At 63.9% G+C, this 16819-nt stretch carries 20 protein-coding genes; 13 read left to right on the top strand and 7 right to left on the bottom strand.

Annotated elements, in window-relative coordinates:
• Nucleotides 1–66 precede the first annotated feature (66 nt).
• Nucleotides 67–957, top strand: coding sequence for a LysR substrate-binding domain-containing protein (locus AB4Y35_RS31810; RefSeq protein ID WP_368707521.1), 891 nt, complete (start codon nucleotides 67–69; stop codon nucleotides 955–957).
• A 27-nt stretch (nucleotides 958–984) separates the two neighbouring features.
• On the opposite strand, the gene AB4Y35_RS31805 is transcribed toward AB4Y35_RS31810, so the two are convergent.
• Nucleotides 985–1875 carry a LysR family transcriptional regulator gene (locus tag AB4Y35_RS31805; protein WP_368707520.1) on the bottom strand — a complete coding sequence of 297 codons (891 nt, stop codon included), beginning with the start codon at nucleotides 1873–1875 and terminating at the stop codon, nucleotides 985–987.
• A 122-nt stretch (nucleotides 1876–1997) separates the two neighbouring features.
• On the opposite strand from AB4Y35_RS31805, the gene AB4Y35_RS31800 reads away from it, so the two are divergent.
• Together AB4Y35_RS31800 and AB4Y35_RS31795 are read left to right on the top strand one after the other, a co-directional pair.
• Nucleotides 1998–2738 carry an SDR family NAD(P)-dependent oxidoreductase gene (locus AB4Y35_RS31800; RefSeq protein ID WP_368707519.1) on the top strand — a complete coding sequence of 247 codons (741 nt, stop codon included), beginning with the start codon at nucleotides 1998–2000 and terminating at the stop codon, nucleotides 2736–2738.
• A 65-nt stretch (nucleotides 2739–2803) separates the two neighbouring features.
• Entirely contained in the window at nucleotides 2804–3397 is a 594-nt protein-coding gene (locus AB4Y35_RS31795; protein ID WP_368707518.1) for an NADPH-dependent F420 reductase, read from the top strand.
• 98 nt (nucleotides 3398–3495) lie between these two features.
• Here AB4Y35_RS31795 and AB4Y35_RS31790 read toward each other — a convergent pair whose 3' ends face one another.
• Both AB4Y35_RS31790 and gstA read right to left on the bottom strand, forming a co-directional pair.
• The gene (locus AB4Y35_RS31790) at nucleotides 3496–4047 is read right to left on the bottom strand and encodes a hypothetical protein (protein WP_368707517.1); all 552 of its coding nucleotides are present in this window, start codon (nucleotides 4045–4047) and stop codon (nucleotides 3496–3498) included.
• A gap of 111 nt (nucleotides 4048–4158) precedes the next feature.
• Entirely contained in the window at nucleotides 4159–4770 is a 612-nt protein-coding gene (gene gstA, locus AB4Y35_RS31785) for a glutathione transferase GstA (protein ID WP_368707516.1), read from the bottom strand.
• Between the two features lie 132 nt (nucleotides 4771–4902).
• On the opposite strand from gstA, the gene AB4Y35_RS31780 reads away from it, so the two are divergent.
• The 5 genes from AB4Y35_RS31780 (at nucleotide 4903) to AB4Y35_RS31760 (ending at nucleotide 8450) form a co-directional block, all read left to right on the top strand.
• Nucleotides 4903–5265, top strand: a complete 363-nt coding sequence (locus AB4Y35_RS31780) for a winged helix-turn-helix transcriptional regulator (RefSeq protein WP_368707515.1) — start codon at nucleotides 4903–4905, stop codon at nucleotides 5263–5265.
• A gap of 148 nt (nucleotides 5266–5413) precedes the next feature.
• The gene (locus tag AB4Y35_RS31775; RefSeq protein WP_368707514.1) at nucleotides 5414–6049 is read left to right on the top strand and encodes a glutathione S-transferase family protein; all 636 of its coding nucleotides are present in this window, start codon (nucleotides 5414–5416) and stop codon (nucleotides 6047–6049) included.
• A gap of 253 nt (nucleotides 6050–6302) precedes the next feature.
• On the top strand, nucleotides 6303–6920 hold the full coding sequence (locus AB4Y35_RS31770; RefSeq protein WP_368707557.1) for a LysE family translocator: 618 nt from the start codon (nucleotides 6303–6305) through the stop codon (nucleotides 6918–6920).
• Nucleotides 6921–7088: 168 nt separating this feature from the next.
• Nucleotides 7089–7400, top strand: a complete 312-nt coding sequence (locus AB4Y35_RS31765) for a hypothetical protein (protein ID WP_368707513.1) — start codon at nucleotides 7089–7091, stop codon at nucleotides 7398–7400.
• A gap of 165 nt (nucleotides 7401–7565) precedes the next feature.
• Nucleotides 7566–8450: a GNAT family N-acetyltransferase gene (locus tag AB4Y35_RS31760; RefSeq protein WP_368707512.1), complete on the top strand. Its 885-nt coding sequence runs from the start codon at nucleotides 7566–7568 to the stop codon at nucleotides 8448–8450.
• A 68-nt stretch (nucleotides 8451–8518) separates the two neighbouring features.
• On the opposite strand, the gene AB4Y35_RS31755 is transcribed toward AB4Y35_RS31760, so the two are convergent.
• Both AB4Y35_RS31755 and AB4Y35_RS31750 read right to left on the bottom strand, forming a co-directional pair.
• Nucleotides 8519–9778 carry a LysR family transcriptional regulator gene (locus AB4Y35_RS31755; RefSeq protein WP_324157845.1) on the bottom strand — a complete coding sequence of 420 codons (1260 nt, stop codon included), beginning with the start codon at nucleotides 9776–9778 and terminating at the stop codon, nucleotides 8519–8521.
• Nucleotides 9779–9818: 40 nt separating this feature from the next.
• Nucleotides 9819–10556, bottom strand: coding sequence for a GntR family transcriptional regulator (locus tag AB4Y35_RS31750; RefSeq protein WP_368691777.1), 738 nt, complete (start codon nucleotides 10554–10556; stop codon nucleotides 9819–9821).
• Nucleotides 10557–10929: 373 nt separating this feature from the next.
• Here AB4Y35_RS31750 and AB4Y35_RS31745 point away from each other — a divergent pair, with 373 nt between their 5' ends.
• From AB4Y35_RS31745 to AB4Y35_RS31725, 5 genes are all read left to right on the top strand, one after another.
• A complete protein-coding gene (locus AB4Y35_RS31745) occupies nucleotides 10930–11775 on the top strand; it encodes a gallate dioxygenase (RefSeq protein ID WP_368691776.1) in 846 nt (281 codons plus the stop codon).
• Entirely contained in the window at nucleotides 11772–12131 is a 360-nt protein-coding gene (locus AB4Y35_RS31740) for a protocatechuate 3,4-dioxygenase (RefSeq protein ID WP_324157852.1), read from the top strand. The genes AB4Y35_RS31745 and AB4Y35_RS31740 overlap by 4 nt, the downstream gene beginning before the upstream one ends.
• Nucleotides 12132–12384: 253 nt before the next feature.
• Nucleotides 12385–13440, top strand: coding sequence for a porin (locus AB4Y35_RS31735; RefSeq protein WP_368707556.1), 1056 nt, complete (start codon nucleotides 12385–12387; stop codon nucleotides 13438–13440).
• A 161-nt stretch (nucleotides 13441–13601) separates the two neighbouring features.
• Complete coding sequence (locus AB4Y35_RS31730; RefSeq protein ID WP_368707511.1) at nucleotides 13602–14711, top strand: NAD(P)/FAD-dependent oxidoreductase; 1110 nt, start codon at nucleotides 13602–13604, stop codon at nucleotides 14709–14711.
• Nucleotides 14712–14770: 59 nt separating this feature from the next.
• The gene (locus AB4Y35_RS31725; RefSeq protein ID WP_368693694.1) at nucleotides 14771–15064 is read left to right on the top strand and encodes an antibiotic biosynthesis monooxygenase; all 294 of its coding nucleotides are present in this window, start codon (nucleotides 14771–14773) and stop codon (nucleotides 15062–15064) included.
• Between the two features lie 24 nt (nucleotides 15065–15088).
• On the opposite strand, the gene AB4Y35_RS31720 is transcribed toward AB4Y35_RS31725, so the two are convergent.
• Complete coding sequence (locus tag AB4Y35_RS31720; RefSeq protein ID WP_368707510.1) at nucleotides 15089–16210, bottom strand: CmpA/NrtA family ABC transporter substrate-binding protein; 1122 nt, start codon at nucleotides 16208–16210, stop codon at nucleotides 15089–15091.
• Between the two features lie 20 nt (nucleotides 16211–16230).
• On the bottom strand, nucleotides 16231–16815 hold the full coding sequence (locus tag AB4Y35_RS31715) for an ANTAR domain-containing protein (RefSeq protein WP_342923004.1): 585 nt from the start codon (nucleotides 16813–16815) through the stop codon (nucleotides 16231–16233).
• Between the last annotated feature and the right edge of the window lie 4 nt (nucleotides 16816–16819).

Below are 16819 nucleotides of genomic sequence, written 5' to 3'. Positions count from 1 at the left end.
CGGATCGCCGACGCATCATAAAAGGCAATAATTCTGATGCGATCCATTACGCGGCATAATGCGTCAATGAGCCGAAACCTCGACCTCGACCTGATCCGCACCTTTGTTGCCGTCGCCGATAGCGGCAGCATGACGGTCGCCGCGAATCTGCTGCACATGACGCAAGGCGCCGTGAGCCAGCAGGTGAAGCGTCTCGAAGACGTGCTGGATTGCCTGCTGTTCGTGCGCAAGACGCGCAGGCTGGAGCTGTCGCGCCATGGCGAGCAATTTCTCGTGAAGGCACGCCAGCTGCTGCAGCTCAACGACGAAATCTGGGCCGACATGACCGGCCGATCCCTGCGCGGCAGCCTGCGTGTGGGCGTGCCATACGATCTCGTGACACCGCTCGCGCCCGCAATGAAGGCGTTCGCCGATGCGCATCCGCAAGTGGAGATTTCGCTCGTGTGTGCGGCGTCGCCGGAGTTGAGCGAAGCGGTGCATAGCGGCCGCGTGGATCTATCGCTGGTCGAATATGTCGCGAGCGAAGCCGAAGGCGAAGTGGTCCGCATCGAGCCGCTGGTGTGGGTCAAGGGCCGCGGCAGCGATGCCTGGCAGAAGCGGCCGCTGCCGCTTTCGATGGTGGACGAGCGATGTGCCTTCCGGCCGGTCGTGCTCGGCGCGCTCGCGGACGCGGGCATCGCGTGGCGCACGGTGTTCGAGAGCGGCAACATCGAGGCGACCGCCGCGACGGTGCGTGCGGGCCTCGCGATCACGACCTGGCTCGCCTCCACGGTGCCGGCCGACCTCGAGACGCTCGCGCCTCGAGCAACCGGCTTGCCCGCGCTGCCGCCGTTCGCGATCTGCCTGCGACTGCCCGCGACGGTTCAGCCCGCGGCGCAGGAATTCGCGCGCCACGTGCGCGAATCGATGTCGAACGACGCAGGCGCTCGACGCGCGCAGCTTGCGAGCGTTGCGTGACGTCTTGCGTGTGAGGCCGTCGCGCTTCTACAGGCGCTGCGGCAGCGCAGCCGCAAAGAAGTCGGTGATCCGGCGTACGCGCGCGGGCACGAAACGACGCCTCGGCCACACGATACTGACATCACGGGCGTCCCCAATGAAGTCGTCCAGCACGGTGACGATGTCGGGATGCTCGAGTTCGTCGGTGAGCGAGAGCTTCGCGAAGAGGCCGATTCCCACACCCGCGAGCACGGCCGACCGTATCGTCTCGACGCTGTTCGACGACAGGTTGCCCCGCACCGGTACGCTGAACCGGCCTTGCGGCCCATGAAACGGCCAGTTCGCCGATTCCATCAGACCGCCGTAGACGAGGCAATTGTGCCTCGCGAGATCCGCAGGATCCTTTGGTATGCCGTGCTGCTCGAAATAGCGGCGCGATCCCACGCAGACCAGCGGGGTGCTGGCGATTTTCCGCACGACCGAATCGGGATCGTTGACGGTGCCCACGCGAATCGCGAGGTCGATTCGATCTTCCACCATATCGCGGACGAAATCCGACAACACGAGATCGATCCGAAGCCCAGGATGGCGCGACAGCAGGTCGGGAATGAGCGGGAGCACGTGCAGGCGGCCGAACGTCGAGGCGGCGGCGATGCGGACAAGGCCCGAGACATCGAGCGTGCTGCTGCTCAGTTCGTTGTCGGCTACCTCGAACTCGTCGAGCAGCGGCTTGGTGCGCTCGTAGTATTTCTGCCCTTGATCCGTGAGGGTCACGCTGCGTGTGCTGCGGTTCAATAGCTGCACGCCGAGGCGCTTTTCCAGCGCACCGATCGCCTTGCTGATGGCGGACTGTGAGTCGCCGGTTCTACGCGCGGCGGCGGAAAAGCCGCCCGCTTCGACAACGGCGATGAAGGCGTTCAATTCGTGAAACCGGTCCATTGCATGTCTCTCGTGAGACCCATTCCCTCGAAGAATAGATCTCATGATAACTCCGCTGATTATCATTCGTCGGGGCGGCAATTACGATGTCTCTACCATTCACCACGAGGCAGAAAATTCCCATGTCCACTCTCACAGGCAAGGTTGTCGTCATCAGCGGCGCGACGACGGGTATCGGCTTGGCGATCGCCCAGCGGTTCGTCGCCGAAGGCGCGCACGTCTTTATCTTCGGCCGTCGGCAAGGCCAGCTCGACGAGGCCGCCAAACTGATCGGACGCAACGTGACTGCGATCCAGGCCGACGCCGCGAATCTCGATGACCTCGACCGCGTCGCCGCGGCAGTCAGGGAAGAAAAGGGTGTCGTCGACATCATCGTGTCGAACGCGGGCTTTACCGAGCAGGCTTCGATCGACACCATCACGCCAGCGCATTTCGACAAGGCATTCAACCTGATGGCGCGCGGCCCCGTCTTTCTGGTGCAGAAGCTGCTGCCGATGATGACGGGGGGTGGATCGATCATCCTGGTTTCTTCGGCCATGCACGTCATGGGCATTCCCGGGCACACCGCCTACGCCGCGACCAAGGCCGCGTTGCGTTCCTATGCGCGCACCTGGGCTGCCGAATTCAAGGATCGCGGCATTCGCGTCAACATGCTCAGCCCTGGCGTCACCGACACGCCGATCCTCGACGCCCAGTCGGCGACGCGCGAGGATCTGGTGAGCATGTACCAGAGCATGGTCCCGCTCGGTCGACTCGCCCGCGCCGAGGAGATGGCCAGCGCGGCGCTCTTTCTCGCCTCCGAACAGAGTTCCTATATGACGGGCGCGGATTTGATGAACGACGGCGGCATCGGCCAGGTCTGAGGCCTGAGGTGTACCGTTCGCCAGAGTGATTTTTGGGTTACTTAGGAAAACGAATGGAGAGTTCAGTGAGCTACGCAATCATCGGGCTTGGCAAGATCGGCACGGCCATCGCGCAGGCATTCGCCGATCAGGGCATCAAGGTCGCCGTGGCAGGCCGGCGGCCGGTCGACGCGCTCGCCGCGCAGATCGGGCCGTCGCTGGTTGCGCAGCGGATCGAGGACGCGGTCGAGGCTGACGTTGTCATCCTGGCTGTGCCGTTCGGCGCTCACGAGGACGTCGCGCGGGCCGCCGAAAGCTGGCAGGGGAAGATCGTGATCGACGCCATGAACGCTTACGGCGTGCCTGCGAAGGAGCTGGACGGTCTGCCTTCTAGCGCGGCCGTTGCAACGGCGTTTCCAGGCGCGAAGCTGGTGAAGGCCTTCAACCACCTGCCCGCAGGCACACTGGCGCAGGGGCCAACGACGCCGCATGGCGGCCGGCGCGTCGTGTTCGTCGCTAGCGACGACGATGCGGCAAGCGCTTCGGTGTCAGGCCTCGTCGATCGCCTCGGGTTCGCGCCGGTCGAACTCGGGAAGATCGGCGAGGGCGGTCTCCTCGTCCAGGCACGCGGCAACAGGTGGGCCCAGCTGGTTTTCCAGGATCTGGTCAAGTTCGATTGACCGGCCGCGCGCTACTCGCTTGGGGCGAGAGCGCTTTCATAGCGGGCATGGCGTTGCTGGTGGACGGACGCTGCCCGTGCGCCATGCGGGAGCATGGCTTACTGTACCGGCGCCGGCTGGGCCCGAAGCTTGTCCTTGATTGCCGTCAGGCAGTTCGTGAACTGGGTGCGAAGCCCCACGGAGTTGCCGCTCGGTGCGGAAAGACTGTCGGTTGTCACAGTCCATCCGTCAGCCGTACGCGAAACATCGAGTTCGAAGTACTCGGCCGATTCGCTATCGAGGACCACCGACTCGCGAAAACTGCCCTTCGCCGCACGTACGACCGCCTCGCAGCCCTGCTGGAGCCGGGCTGGCGCATGAGCGGACAAACCGGGTGAGCCGTCGCGAAAGGGGACCGCGCCGTACATGCGGAACGCCTCGAACTGCGCCGGCATGGCGGCCGTGACGAACTGGATGTCCGAATCCGAAACGGCATTTCCGCATCCCGCGAGGATGGCGACATAAGCTGCGAGCGTGATGCGGGCGCAATGACTCCGGAAAGTGAGTTCGTGGTTCCTGCCTGGTCGTAGTCTCTGCGCAAACGTTAGCGTTCTCATCTCCAACGGGCCAGCCTCGATGTAAGAATTAGTATTACGGCGTGCGTTATGCATATATTTATCGAGGTTAACCCTGGGATGGCACGGGTCGAGTCGGCGAGTGGGCGTCAACGGATCACTTTTTCCAGTCGACGCCGGTGCCGGCTGCGGCGCGATCTCTTAGAGTCAGTCCCGCAGTAGACCTTCCGCCAACAACGCTCCCCGTACATGCGGACGCTCACCCACGCGTTGCTGAAACGCCGATATGGCGGGCAACCGTGATATATCCAGGCCAACATGCGGAGCCCAGTTTGTCACTGTGAAAAGGTAGGCGTCCGCTGCCGAGAAGCGCTCCCCCAGCAACCATGGCTGAGTCGTCAGCAACTTCTCCAGCAATCCATAATATTTAGAAAGCGCCTCTTGTCTTTCTCGGCGGACCAACTCGGGCGTCGTGGAATTGAAAAGCGGGGAGTAGCCTTTGTGCAAATCTGAATTAACGAAACCGAGCCACTCCTGCAGGCGATAGCGCGCCATCGTCCCGTTGCGGGGCGCGAGTTCGCATTCTGGCTTCAGGTCTGCCAGGTACTGCATGATTGCAGGGCTTTCCGTAAGCAAATCCTTGTCGTCTAGTTCGAGTACGGGCACGTTTCCTTTTGGATTGACTGTGAGAAAGTCGACTCCGGTTTGTGTGCGCTTTGACGCAATGTCCACCCGTTCGAGTTCGATGGCGATACCGGCTTCGCGTGCGACGATGTGGGACGCGAGCGAACACGCTCCCGGTGAGTAATAGAGCTTCATGTGTGATCCTGTCGAGGGGTTGCAACACGTCTTCAAGCGGATCAGATGGTAACCGTCGGTGCGGCGAGATGAGCGATGTGCGCCGATATAATCCGGTAACTTCCAGGTTACTCAACACAACGAGACAAGACGATGGGATTGCCTGTCCGGAAAAGCAAGGCGCCCGCGCCGCCTGCATGTCAGGTGACTGACGCCCTCGGATTTTTACGGGGCGCGTGGGCCTTGAATGTCATTTGGCAATTGCGTCATCAGGCGCGGCGCTTCGGTGAGCTTCGCCATGACCTGCCCGGCATTTCCGCGCGGGTGCTGAGCATCCGACTCCGTGAACTCGAGACTCGCAAACTCGTCGCCCGGCGCGAACTCGACAGTTCGCCGCCCTCAGCAGAATACGAACTCACGGATCTCGGGCGCGAATTGCTTCCGGCAATCGATACATTCGCTTCGGTGGGCATGCGGCTCCTGAAAGCCTGGAGCGAGCCGGATTCGCAGACGTAGCGAATATCGCCGGCAAAGCACATCCGCAGACCCCATCCCGGCTTCACTTCGCGCGGGCTGCGTTACCCGATGAATTTGAGCGCAATATCTGGAGTGCAGAGCGCGGGCCACATCCGTCATAGTTGGGCTTCGTCACTCAGGAGTCGACATGCTGCGCTTATACGATTATCTGCCCTCCCAGAACGCCTGGAAGATCCGGGTTCTGCTTCGCCTTCTCGGCATTCCCTATGAGACCCAGGAGGTCTCCATTTTCGAGGGAGCGGGACAGACCGACGCCTTCCTCAAGCTCAACCCCACAGGCGCCGTGCCAGCGCTCGAACTGGAAGACGGCCGCGCTTTGTCCGAGTCGAATGCGATCCTTCAGTTTCTGGCTGATGGAACCGACTTCCTGCCTGCTGACCGCTTCGGGCGCGCCAAGGTTGCTCAATGGCTCAGCTTCGAGCAGTACTACATCGAACCGGCCATCGGCACCTTGCGTTTCTGGACATTGACGGGGCGCTTAAAGCGCAATGCTGCGATGGTCCCAGACAAACAGGAGACCGCCGCGAAGGCGCTGCGAGCCCTCGATCGGTCCCTGACGGATGCGACCTTCCTGGTCGGTGATTGCCTGTCCATTGCCGACATATCGATCTACGCATACACCCACCGCGCAGGCGACGTCGGTATCGACCTGGCAGCCTACCCTGCACTCGCTGCCTGGCTGTCGCGCGTCGCAGCCGGGATTGGTCCCAACCATCCCGTGCATCCTTACACCATCGATCCGCACGCCATCGTGCGTGACTAGCGGGCGCTCGAGGTGACACCCGCGGCTGTGTCTGCCTTGAAATGTCGGATCTGGGCGGAGCCTGGGGTTGGGAGCGAACAAGGTAGGCGTTCAATGGCGCCATGCTTGCGAGCTGACGAATCGCCCGTCCAGCGATTGAGCGTCTGGTCTGCCTCCGGAGTCGGCCAGCAGCGGTCAGTCGTGAATTGCTTCAGAATACCGGTGGATGAAGCGGCTCCACGTTTTGTACAACCACAATTCACTGAGGCTACAAATGGTTAATGCGTCTGCGATTGCGACAGTCTTTTCTGTCTATGCGGCGGCTGTCGTCATACCTGGGCCGAACTTTGTCGCAATCACCCAGAAGGCGGTAGCCGGCAGACGTTCCGATGCGCTCGCGCTTGTCGCCGGGATCGTGACGGTGAATCTGTTCTGGGCGACTTGCGCCATCCTTGGTATCGGCATGGTGTTCACTATTTTCCCGTGGCTCGCTGTCGGTATCAGGCTTGCCGGCGCGGCCTATCTGATCTGGTTCGGGCTGCGGCTCATTGTGTCGGCACGGGCAACCCCCTCAGAAGCACGCCACCCAACGAAGGTGCCTCTGTTTCGTGCCGCGTTCCTGCAAGGTATCGCGACAAATATCGCGAATCCGAAGTCCATCGCCTTTTATGCGGCGGTGTTTTCCTCAGCGGTGCCCAGCCACGTTTCCACGCCGACGTTCTTCGCGATGCTGGCTACTGTCGGTGTATCAGCGACGTGCTGGTACGGAGCAGTCGCGCTCGTTCTATCGCACGCGGCGATTGCGACGGCGTATCGTCGCGCGAAGGCATGGATCGACCTCACATGTGGAGGGCTCATGATTGCGCTGGGAATCCGGCAGGCATTGCGATAACGAAGCGCCGGGCGGCGCCTGGCTGAACGGCACACGGCTTGCGCGTTTTGAACATTACAGGTCTTGCAGAAGGATTTTCTGAAACCGCCTTGCCGAAACAAGGCGCCTCGAGTGCAGTCCGACAGGGACCGTCCCTGGTAAAGGATTGTCCCTTGTGGTCTCTACGCCATGGACACTCCCAATGCGGTGTCGGAAGAGGACTTCCAGCTCCTCTTCGAATCCACGCCCACGCCCTTGCTGGTTTTGCGGCCCGGCGACGCTTTCACGATAGCAGGCGTCAATGATGCCTATCTCAGGGAAACGCTCACAGTGCGGGACGAAATCGTCGGGAACGCGCTTTTCGACGTGTTTCCGGACAATCCAGCGGATACGAACTCGCACGCCACCTGCGAGCGTTGCCCGGCAGCCAGCGGGCGGTCTTCGTGGCCTACACCGGATACGGCCAGGAAGAGACCAGGAAGAGGACAGGCAAAAATCTGAGTCGGCCGGGTTTGCCCATCATCTCGTCAAGCCCGTAGGTATCCAGGATCTCCAGAATGTTCTCAATCACAGCGGCCATTAGCTCCGGGGGGCACGGCATCCTGTCGACTGGCCCGCTTCGGCTCGAGGTTGACGGATTCGATATCTCTGACTAAAGTCAGAGATATGAGTGTGTCCTCCATTCCCCAGATTCGTCGCTTTAACCGCATAGTCGCCGAAAGCATCGGCGCTATCGACGATCATTTCCTCGGACGAGGCCGCCCGATGGGGGAATCGCGCCTGCTCTGGGAGATCGGTGTCGAAGGCGCGGATATTCGTACGCTTCGCGCGCGGCTAAGTCTTGATTCGGGTTATGTCAGCCGTACCCTGGCGTCGCTCGAGCGGCAAAAACTTGTCGTTGTCCTCACCGATTCGAACGACCGCCGGGTTCGCCGGGCTTGCCTGACTGAGGTGGGTCTCATCGAGAGGGCCGAACTCGAACGGCTCTCCGACGCGGTCGCGTTACGCGTGCTCGAACCGCTCGGCGACAAGCAGCGTCGGCGACTGATCGAAGCCATGTCCGAGGTCGAACATCTGTTGCAGGCATCGCTTGTGCATTTTGCGCTTGAGGACGCTGATAGCGATGACGCGCGGTGGTGTTTTGAACAGTATTTCGGCGAACTCGACCAACGCTTTGAAGCCGGATTCGACCCATCCATGAGCCTGTCGGCCGACGCCGTCGAACTGACGGCGCCGGCAGGCGCGTTAATCGTCGCGAGACTCCATGGCGACCCGATCGGCTGCGTCGCGCTGAAGTTTCACAAGAAGTCCCCGGCCGAACTCAAGAGAATGTGGGTGAGTCCTTGCGCGCGCGGGATGGGCGTTGGCCGCCGGTTGATCGTCGAGGCGGAGAAGCGTGCCCGGCAGGCCAAAGCGCGCGTGATTCGTCTAGAGACTAATCAGACTCTGCGTGAAGCGATATCGCTATACAGGCAATCCGGATTCGTTGAAGTCGATGCCTTCAATTCCGAACCGTATGCCCATCACTGGTTTGAAAAGCGCCTGGACTGAACGAACGCAACGCTTTGCACTACGGACTTTCGATTCTCGCTGACGATCGTCTCATGCGGGTTGCGGATTCAACCCGCGCGCCGCCCCTCCACCACACGCGTTGCGGGCGCAACATCCATCACCGCGAGCCGGATCGCGTCGATCAGCGCGCGTGCCGCAGGCGAGGGCGAACCCTGTGCGCGCAGCGTGAGTCCGATATCGCGGCGCGTGTGCTGCAGCGGCACGTCGAGAATCACCAGCTGCCCCGACTCGATTTCGTAGTGCAACTGCTGCGCCGAGAGCGCCGTGATCATGTCCGTGCCGAGCAGCAACCCGCGAATCACGGCGAGATCGGCGGTTTCGACAGTGGGCAGGGGCGGCTTGAGCTTGACGCGGCGGAACTGCGCTTCGAGCAGACCGCGCGAGGGCGAATGCGTGCGCGAAAGTATCCATTGCGCATCACGCAGATCGTTCAACGTGAGGCCATGCTTTTTCGCGAGCGGATGATCGCGCCGCGCGAGCACGACCATGTCTTCCGACATCAATCGTTCGTTGCCCAGGCCGCTCGCCGCATCGTTTTCGCGCAGCGCGCCGAGCACGAAGTCCACGTCGCCGGCGCGCAGGCCTGCCACGAGCAGTTCATAGGCGCTTTCGTCGGTCACCACGCGCACGCCCGGATGCTGCGCGGAAAGGCGCGCGATGGCGGCCGGCAGGATCAGCGTGCGGCCCAAAGGCAGCGCGCCTACCGTCACCGCGCCCTGGATATTGCCGTGCAGCGCCGCGATATCGTCGGGCACGTGACGCAGTTCGTTGAGCGCGCGCCGCACGTGCAGCAGGAAGGTCTCGCCCTCGGCCGTGAGCAGCACGCCGCGCGGCCCGCGATGGAAGAGCGTGACACCCGAGCCGCTTTCGAGCACGCGCATGGCGCTGCTCACGGCGGGCTGGCTGATGCCGAATGCATTGGCCGTGCTCGGCATATGGCGGTGCCGCGCGAGGGCGACGAATAGCTGCAGCCGCCGCGTGTTGAGCAGATACGCGGGCAGCGTGCCTTCGCTCAACGCGCGCCGGCGCGCCTGGCGCGCGGCGCACCACTGCGCGAGTTCTTCCAGTTCGCCGAAAATGCGCGCGCAGCGCTCGAGCACCACGCGGCCCACGGCCGTGGGCAGCATGCCCGAAGGCTTGCGCTCGAAGAGCGGCGCGCCCAGCGCCGTCTCCAGTTCCTGCACCGAGCGTGTGACGGCCGACTGGGCGCGATACAGGGCCGAAGCGGCGCGCGTGGCGCTGCCCGTGTCGGCAACGAGGCGAAAAGCGCGCAGGTGCGCGAGGTTCAGGAGTTCGGGCTGGCTCACGGCTCGATCATGTCGTTTTGGGTGGGATACGCGCCGTGTCTCATGCGGCGACCGTGGCAACCGTGCCAACTGCGGCGGCATCGCCGACCGCGCTCAGATGCAGCCGGTCGACCGAGAGATTGAGGCTCTCCTTCGAAATATGCGTGTGCTCTTTCATCAGCGCCTCGACGCGCGCGCCTTCGCCGTTCACGAGCGCGCCGACAATGGCGTGATGCTGGCGGTGCGCATACGAGAGCATCATGAACTGACGCTGCTGCGCGGCCTTGTCGAACACCACCGTGCCCGGCGAGACGAATGGAATCTTGTCGTTGAGCCCGAGCGCGGCGCTCACCGCAAGATTGTGCGCCGCTTCCACAATCAGTGCGTGGAAGCGGCCGTTCATCGCGGCGTAGCGCGTTTCCGCTTCGCTGTCGAGCACGCCGGCCGCGAAAATCGCGTCGCCTTCGCGCAGGCAGTCTTCGAGCGCGTGCGCGAGCGCCGCGTCCACGCCGCGCTCGGCGACCGTGCGTGCGGCGAGCCCTTCGAGCACGCCGCGCACGTCGATGGCGTTGAGCACGTCGGTCACCGAAAAGCGCCGCACGGTGTAGCCGCGCGCGCCCGAACGCTCGACGAGGCCTTCGGTGGCGAGCACACTCAGCGCATAGCGCAGCGGCGTGCGCGAAATGCCGAGGCGCTCGGCGAGTTGCGCCTCGACGAGCCGCTCGCCGGGCTCGAGTTCGCCGGAGAGGATGCGCGTGCGCAGCGCCTGCACGATGGTTTGCTGGGTCGTCCCGTTCATGTCATGTGTGAATCGCAGCGGGCGAGGCGCGCGGCGCATGGCGCGCGCGGCCCTTGCGAGTTCGTTCTTTTGATATCTGTTTCGTTTATGAGGGGGTTGCCGGGGCGGATCGGCCGCAGTTCCCGCAACAGGGTTTCAGGATACCAAAATCCTTTGCGGCGCGCGGGTTTGCGCGATCGGCCGAGTGTGCGCAAGCGCTCACAAGCCTTGAATTCATGAGGGAAAGGGAAATATTCGTGGTTAACCCTTGCTTACGGTCTGGGCGGCGTTTTTGTAATTTCGTATCCCAAGTGATGGATCGAAGGCGTCTGCCGACGCATCCGGTCCAGCGCGGCGCGAGTGCGCCGCATGAACAGCAGCAGAGGGCAAGATCATGGCAAGAATAGTGGGCGGCATCGGCACATCGCACGTGCCGACAATCGGCATGGCATACGACAAGGGCAAGCAGAACGAACCCGCGTGGGCGCCGCTCTTCCAGGGGTACGAACCGGTGGCGCAGTGGCTCGCCGAACGCAAGCCGGACGCGCTCGTGATGTTCTACAACGACCACGCCAACAGTTTCTTCTTCGACTGCTACCCGACGTTCGCGCTGGGCGTTTCCGCCACGCACGAGTTCGCCGACGAAGGCGCGGGCAAGCGGGCGCTGCCGGACATCGCGGGTCACCCCGATCTCGCGATCCATATCGCCGAGCAACTCGTGAACGACGAGTTCGATCTCACGATCTTCCAGGACAAGCCGCTCGACCACGGCTGCAACTCGCCGCTTTCGCTCATGCTGCCGCACGAAGGCGGCTGGCCCGCGGCGCTGGTGCCGATCCAGGTGAACGTGCTCCAGTATCCGCTGCCCACGGCCAACCGCTGCTACCGGATCGGCCAGGCGCTGCGCCGCGCGATCGAATCGTTCGAGCAGGATCTCGACGTGGTGGTGGTCGGCACGGGCGGGCTTTCGCACCAGGTGCACGGCGAGCGCAGCGGCTACAACAACACCGAATGGGACATGGAGTTCCTCGACCTGATCGTGAACGATCCGGAGCGCCTCGCACGCATGAAGCACGTGGACTACGTGCGCCTTGGCGGCGCGGAGAGCGTGGAGACGATCATGTGGCTCGCCATGCGCGGGGCGCTGGGCGGCAAGATCCGCGAAGTCCATCGCAACTACTATCTCGCGACCAGCACGGCGATGGCGGTCACGGTGTACGAAGAAGAGGGCCGGCAATGAATCCGCAACTGGTTGGCATCGAGGAACTGACGGGCACCTACCCCTTCGACATTCGCCAGAGCATGAAGGCCATGCGCCTGAATCGTTTCTTCTGGGAAATGCGCCTGCCGCAGGCGCGCGACCTGTGGCTGCGCGACCGCACGGCCGCCTACGACGCCGCCGCGCTCACCAGCGAGGAGCGCGCGCTCGTCGACGCAACAGACTGGCTCGGCCTCATTCAATACGGCGTGTGCTTCTTCGTGCTCGAAAAGTTCGCGCGCGTGGTGAAGATCACGAATCTCGGCATGTACGCGAGCATGCGCGGCGAAACCCTCGAAGCGTTCCTGAAGACGCGCAAGGTGCCCGACGCGGTCTGAGCGTTTGCCTGGCCGTTTGATTTCCTGAATCGCTTTTGCGTTCGGGCGGGCGCTTCGCCCACCCGGTCGCGTTTGACCCGCGCGGTCCCACATGCCGCGCGCTTCTCTTGCGTCTCGCCGGATCTCGGGGCGGCGAGAGCGCTACCCTTCGATGCTCGAATAAACAGGTTTGTTCAAAACAGGAGATTGGAGAATGCAGGATCATAAGCAGTACAAAAAAATTGCATTGGCGATTACGGGGGCCATCGGTGCGATGGCGTGTGCCGCACCGGCGTTCGCACAAAGCAGTGTGACGCTCTACGGCATGATGGACACGGGCATTACCTACGTGAGCAACCAGGGCGGCAAGCACAACGTCAAGATGGACGACGGCGTGAACGGCCCGAACCTCTGGGGCATGACCGGCACGGAAGACCTGGGCGGCGGCACGAAGGCCTTCTTCCAGCTCGTCAACCAGTTCCAGGTGGACAACGGCGCCTTCATGCCGAACAAGAGTCTCTTCAGCCGTACGTCGATTCTGGGTCTGAGCAACGACAAGCTGGGCAAGCTCACGCTCGGCAACCAGTACGACTTCATGACGGACTCGCTGTATTTCGCCGGCAACGATCCGGCGGAGCTCTCGGGCCACTTCTACGATTTCCGCGCGGGTCCGTTCCAGAAGCTCGCGCTGCCGAACAACGCGACCGGTTCGTTCGACTGGGACCGCATGGCCGGCGAGACCGTCAACAACTCGGTGAAGTATCTGTCGCCGACGTTCGGCGGTTTCAGCGCGGGCGCGATGTACAGCTTCGGCGGCGTGGCCGGTTCGATCGGCACGGCCAACGGCACGAGCTTCGCGCTGAACTACTCGGCGCATGACTTCGGCGTGAACGCGGCCTATACGAACCTCAAGACGGTCGTGACGGGCGAAGGCGACGTGAGCGTGCGCAACTGGGGTATCGGCGCGCACTACCGTTTCGGCGGCTGGATCACGAACGCGCTCTTCACCACCGTGCACAACTCGGCCAACGGCGGCTCGGTGTATCAGGGCTCGGTGGGCGCGCACTACAACTTCACGCCGGCACTCAGCGCCGGCGCATCGTACATGTACATGAAGGGCAACGAGGTGGTCGACAACAATCACGCGCACCAGGTCGCGGCGATCGTCGATTACGCGCTCTCCAAGCGCACCAGCGTGTACGTGCTGGGCGTGTACCAGCGCGCCAGCTCGGGCGGCCTTGCGCAGATCAACGGCATGAACTCCTCGGATGGCGCTTCGAGCGGTCAGACCCAGGCGGTTGCGCGCGTGGGTCTGCATACGCACTTCTGATGCACCGCTAGCTTCATCATCTCCGGCAGTTGTTTGACGCCGCCCGATCGACCGATCGGGCGGCGTTTTTTTCATGGTGCGCATCCTTTCACGAAAGGCCCGCGAATTGGGCAAAATAGCGCCAGTCGCAACAGCACTCGCGTGACGAGGAAGGAAGTCTCATGACGGATACCGTGGATTGCGTCGTGATCGGCGCGGGCGTGGTCGGTCTCGCGGTTGCGCGCGCGTGCGCGCAGCAGGGCTGGGAAACCGTCCTCGTCGAGGCGGAGAACGCCATCGGCACGGGCACCAGTTCGCGCAACAGCGAAGTAATACACGCGGGCATTTACTACCCGCAAGGCTCGCTCAAGGCGCGGCTGTGCGTGCAAGGCAAGCACCAGCTCTATGCGTATTGCAAAGAGAAGGGCGTGGAGTTCAGCCGTTGCGGTAAGTTCATCGTCGCGACGCACGAGGGGCAGCTCGATGCGCTGCGCGCGATTCGCGCGGCGGCCGCCGCCAATGGTGTGGACGACCTGCGCTGGCTCGATCGCGGTGAGGCGCGTGCACGGGAGCCCGCGCTCGCGTGCGTGGCGGCGCTCGAATCGCCCTCCACGGGCATCGTCGACAGCCATGGTTTGATGCTCGCGCTGCAGGGCGACTTCGAAGCGGCGGGCGGCATGCTCGCGTTTTGCTCGCCCGTCACGGGCGGCCTCGTACGGCCGGGCCAGCCGACGCTCCTCAAGGTAGGCGGCGACGAGCCGATGGAATTGCTCGCCACGCGCGTCGTGAACAGCGCGGGCCTTTACGCGCAGCAGGTCGCGGCGTGCATCGAAGGCGTGCCGCCGCAATCGATCCCGCCGGGGCGCTACGCGAAGGGCAATTACTACTCGCTGGCGGGCGCGGCGCCGTTTTCGCGGCTCATCTATCCGGTGCCGGAGGAAGGGGGCCTGGGCGTGCACCTGACGATCGACCTTGGCGGCCAGGCGCGCTTCGGTCCCGACGTGGAGTGGATCGACACGATCGACTACACGGTGGACCCGGGCCGCGCGGCGAAATTCTACGAGGCGATTCGCACCTACTGGCCCGCGCTGCCTGACGACGCGCTGCAACCGGGTTATGCTGGCATTCGCCCGAAGCTGGCCGAGGGCAGGCATGGCGGCGACTTCGTGATCCAGGACGCGCGCGAGCACGGCGTGAGCGGGCTCGTGAACCTCTACGGCATCGAGTCGCCGGGGCTGACGGCTTCGCTCGCGATCGCGGACGAAGTGATCGACCGCCTGAACACACACTGACTGCTGCAGCGGATCAACGCAAATCAACGCAAATCAACGCGAATCACAAGGAGAACAGGATGGTCTACGAGATGGCGCACATCACGGTGAGCGCAGGCAAGAACGCCGAATTCGAGGCAGCCGTGGCGCAGGCGCTGCCGCTCTTTCACCGCGCACGCGGCTGCCACAGCGTGGAACTGCAACGCGGCGTGGAAGAGCCGAACCAGTATGTGCTCGTCGTGCAGTGGGACACCGTCGAGGATCACATGGTGCACTTTCGCGAGTCGGACGACTTTCAGGAATGGCGCCGCCTCGTCGGCCCGTACTTCGAGAAGCCGCCTGTCGTGGGGCATACGCAGGTCGTCGTGAAGTAAGCGGCTGGGCGCGGCCGGCCGCGCTTACGCCTTGATGCCGAACCCCTCCACATACCCCACCGCATCGTCTCCGTCCCAGACGCGTCCATCGACGAACGGCGCGGTGGCCGTCCCGGCCGGCAGCGCGATGCCCATCGCCGCCGCCGCTTGCCCGTACAGCGCCGTCTGGTTCAAGCCGCGCGCGATCTCGCGATAGTCGCTTCGGCGCGCGAGCATACCCCATCGCTCGAACTGCGTCAGAAACCACACGCCTTCGGAGTCGTGCGGATAGTTCACGCGGCCTTCCGCGAAGAACTTCATGCCCGGCGTGCGCGATGCCGTATCCGCTTCGAGCCGCGCCGCGATCAGCGCGGCGTCGACGCCCAGCATCTCCGGGCGCGCGAGCCACTGCGCGATCTCGCGCCGATTGCCTTCGCCGTCCAGCCAGCGGCACGCTTCGAGCATCGTCTGCACGAGCGCGCGCGCCGTGTTCGGATGGCGTTGCACGAAATCGCGCCGGCAGGCGAGCACCTTCTCGGGATGATCCGGCCAGATCGCCCCGCTCGCGATGAGCGTGCGCCCCACGCCGCGCTGCTGCGCGAGCCCCGGCCACGGTTCGCCCACGCACAGGCCGTCGAGGCGATCTTCGGCGAGTGCCGCCACCATCTGCGGCGGCGGTATCACCACGCTCTCGATGTCGCGCAGCGGATGCACGCCCTGCGAAGCGAGCCAGTAGTACAGCCACATCGCGTGCGTGCCGGTGGGGAAGGTCTGCGCGAACACGGGCTTGCGCGCCAGCGTGGCGAGCGCGCGCGGCAGCGAGCCGTGTTCGGCGAGTGCATCCGCGAGGCGGTTCGAGAGCGTAATGGCCTGGCCGTTGCGGTTGAGCACCATCAGCACGGCCATGTCGGTCTGCGGGCCGCCCAGGCCGAGCTGCACGCCATACACGAGCCCGTAGAGCGAATGCGCGGCGTCGAGTTCGCCGGACAGCAGCTTGTCGCGCAGCGCGGCCCACGAGGGCTGGCGCGAGAGTTCGAGCGTGAGGCCGTGCGCGTGGCCGAACTCCAGCAGCTTCGCAGCGACGAGCGGCGCGGCGTCGGCGAGCGGCACGAAGCCGATCTTCAGATGGGTTTTCTCGGGCGCGGCGAGGGTAGGGGTGGCGTTCATGGGCGGCGCTTCGTTCCTGCTCAATCGGGTCGTTCCTGGGCCTGCGCGAGCGCGACGATCTGGCGGGCGACCTCGGCGAGCTTCACGCTCTGGTTCATCGCGCGCTTGCGCAGCGCCGCGTAGGCGGCGGGCTCGGTCAGCTTCTGTTGCTCCATCAGGATGCGCTTCGCGCGGTCGATCAGCTTGCGCTCGGCCAGCTCGTTTTCGGCCTGCGTGAGACGCTCGCGCAACTGCGCTTCCTGGGCGAAGCGCGCGAGCGCGACTTCGAGGATCGGCGCAAGGCGCTCGCTCGCGAGCCCTTCCACGAGATAGGCGGTCACACCCGCGTTCACGGCCGAGCGGATCAGCTGCTGGTTGGCGTCGTGGCTGAACATCAGCACCGGGCGCGGCGCGGTGGCGTTCATCACCGCGAGCTGTTCGAGCGTGTCGCGCGAGGGCGATTCGGTGTCGATGATGATGACGTCGGGCCGCTCGCGTTCGACGACGCGATGCAGCGCCTGCGGCGTCGCGGGCTCGGCGAGCATGTCGTAGCCGAGCCTGGCGAGCGCGTCGCGCAGGTCGCCGATTGGCTTGTCGGTGTCGGTTACGAGCAGTACGCGCAGCATGGGG

The organism is Paraburkholderia sp. EG286A, from assembly GCF_040965375.1.
In the GTDB taxonomy this organism is placed as follows: Bacteria; Pseudomonadota; Gammaproteobacteria; order Burkholderiales; family Burkholderiaceae; genus Paraburkholderia.
The sequence above is the reverse complement of the archived record's forward strand: the minus strand, read 5'-3'. Positions and strand labels throughout refer to the sequence as shown.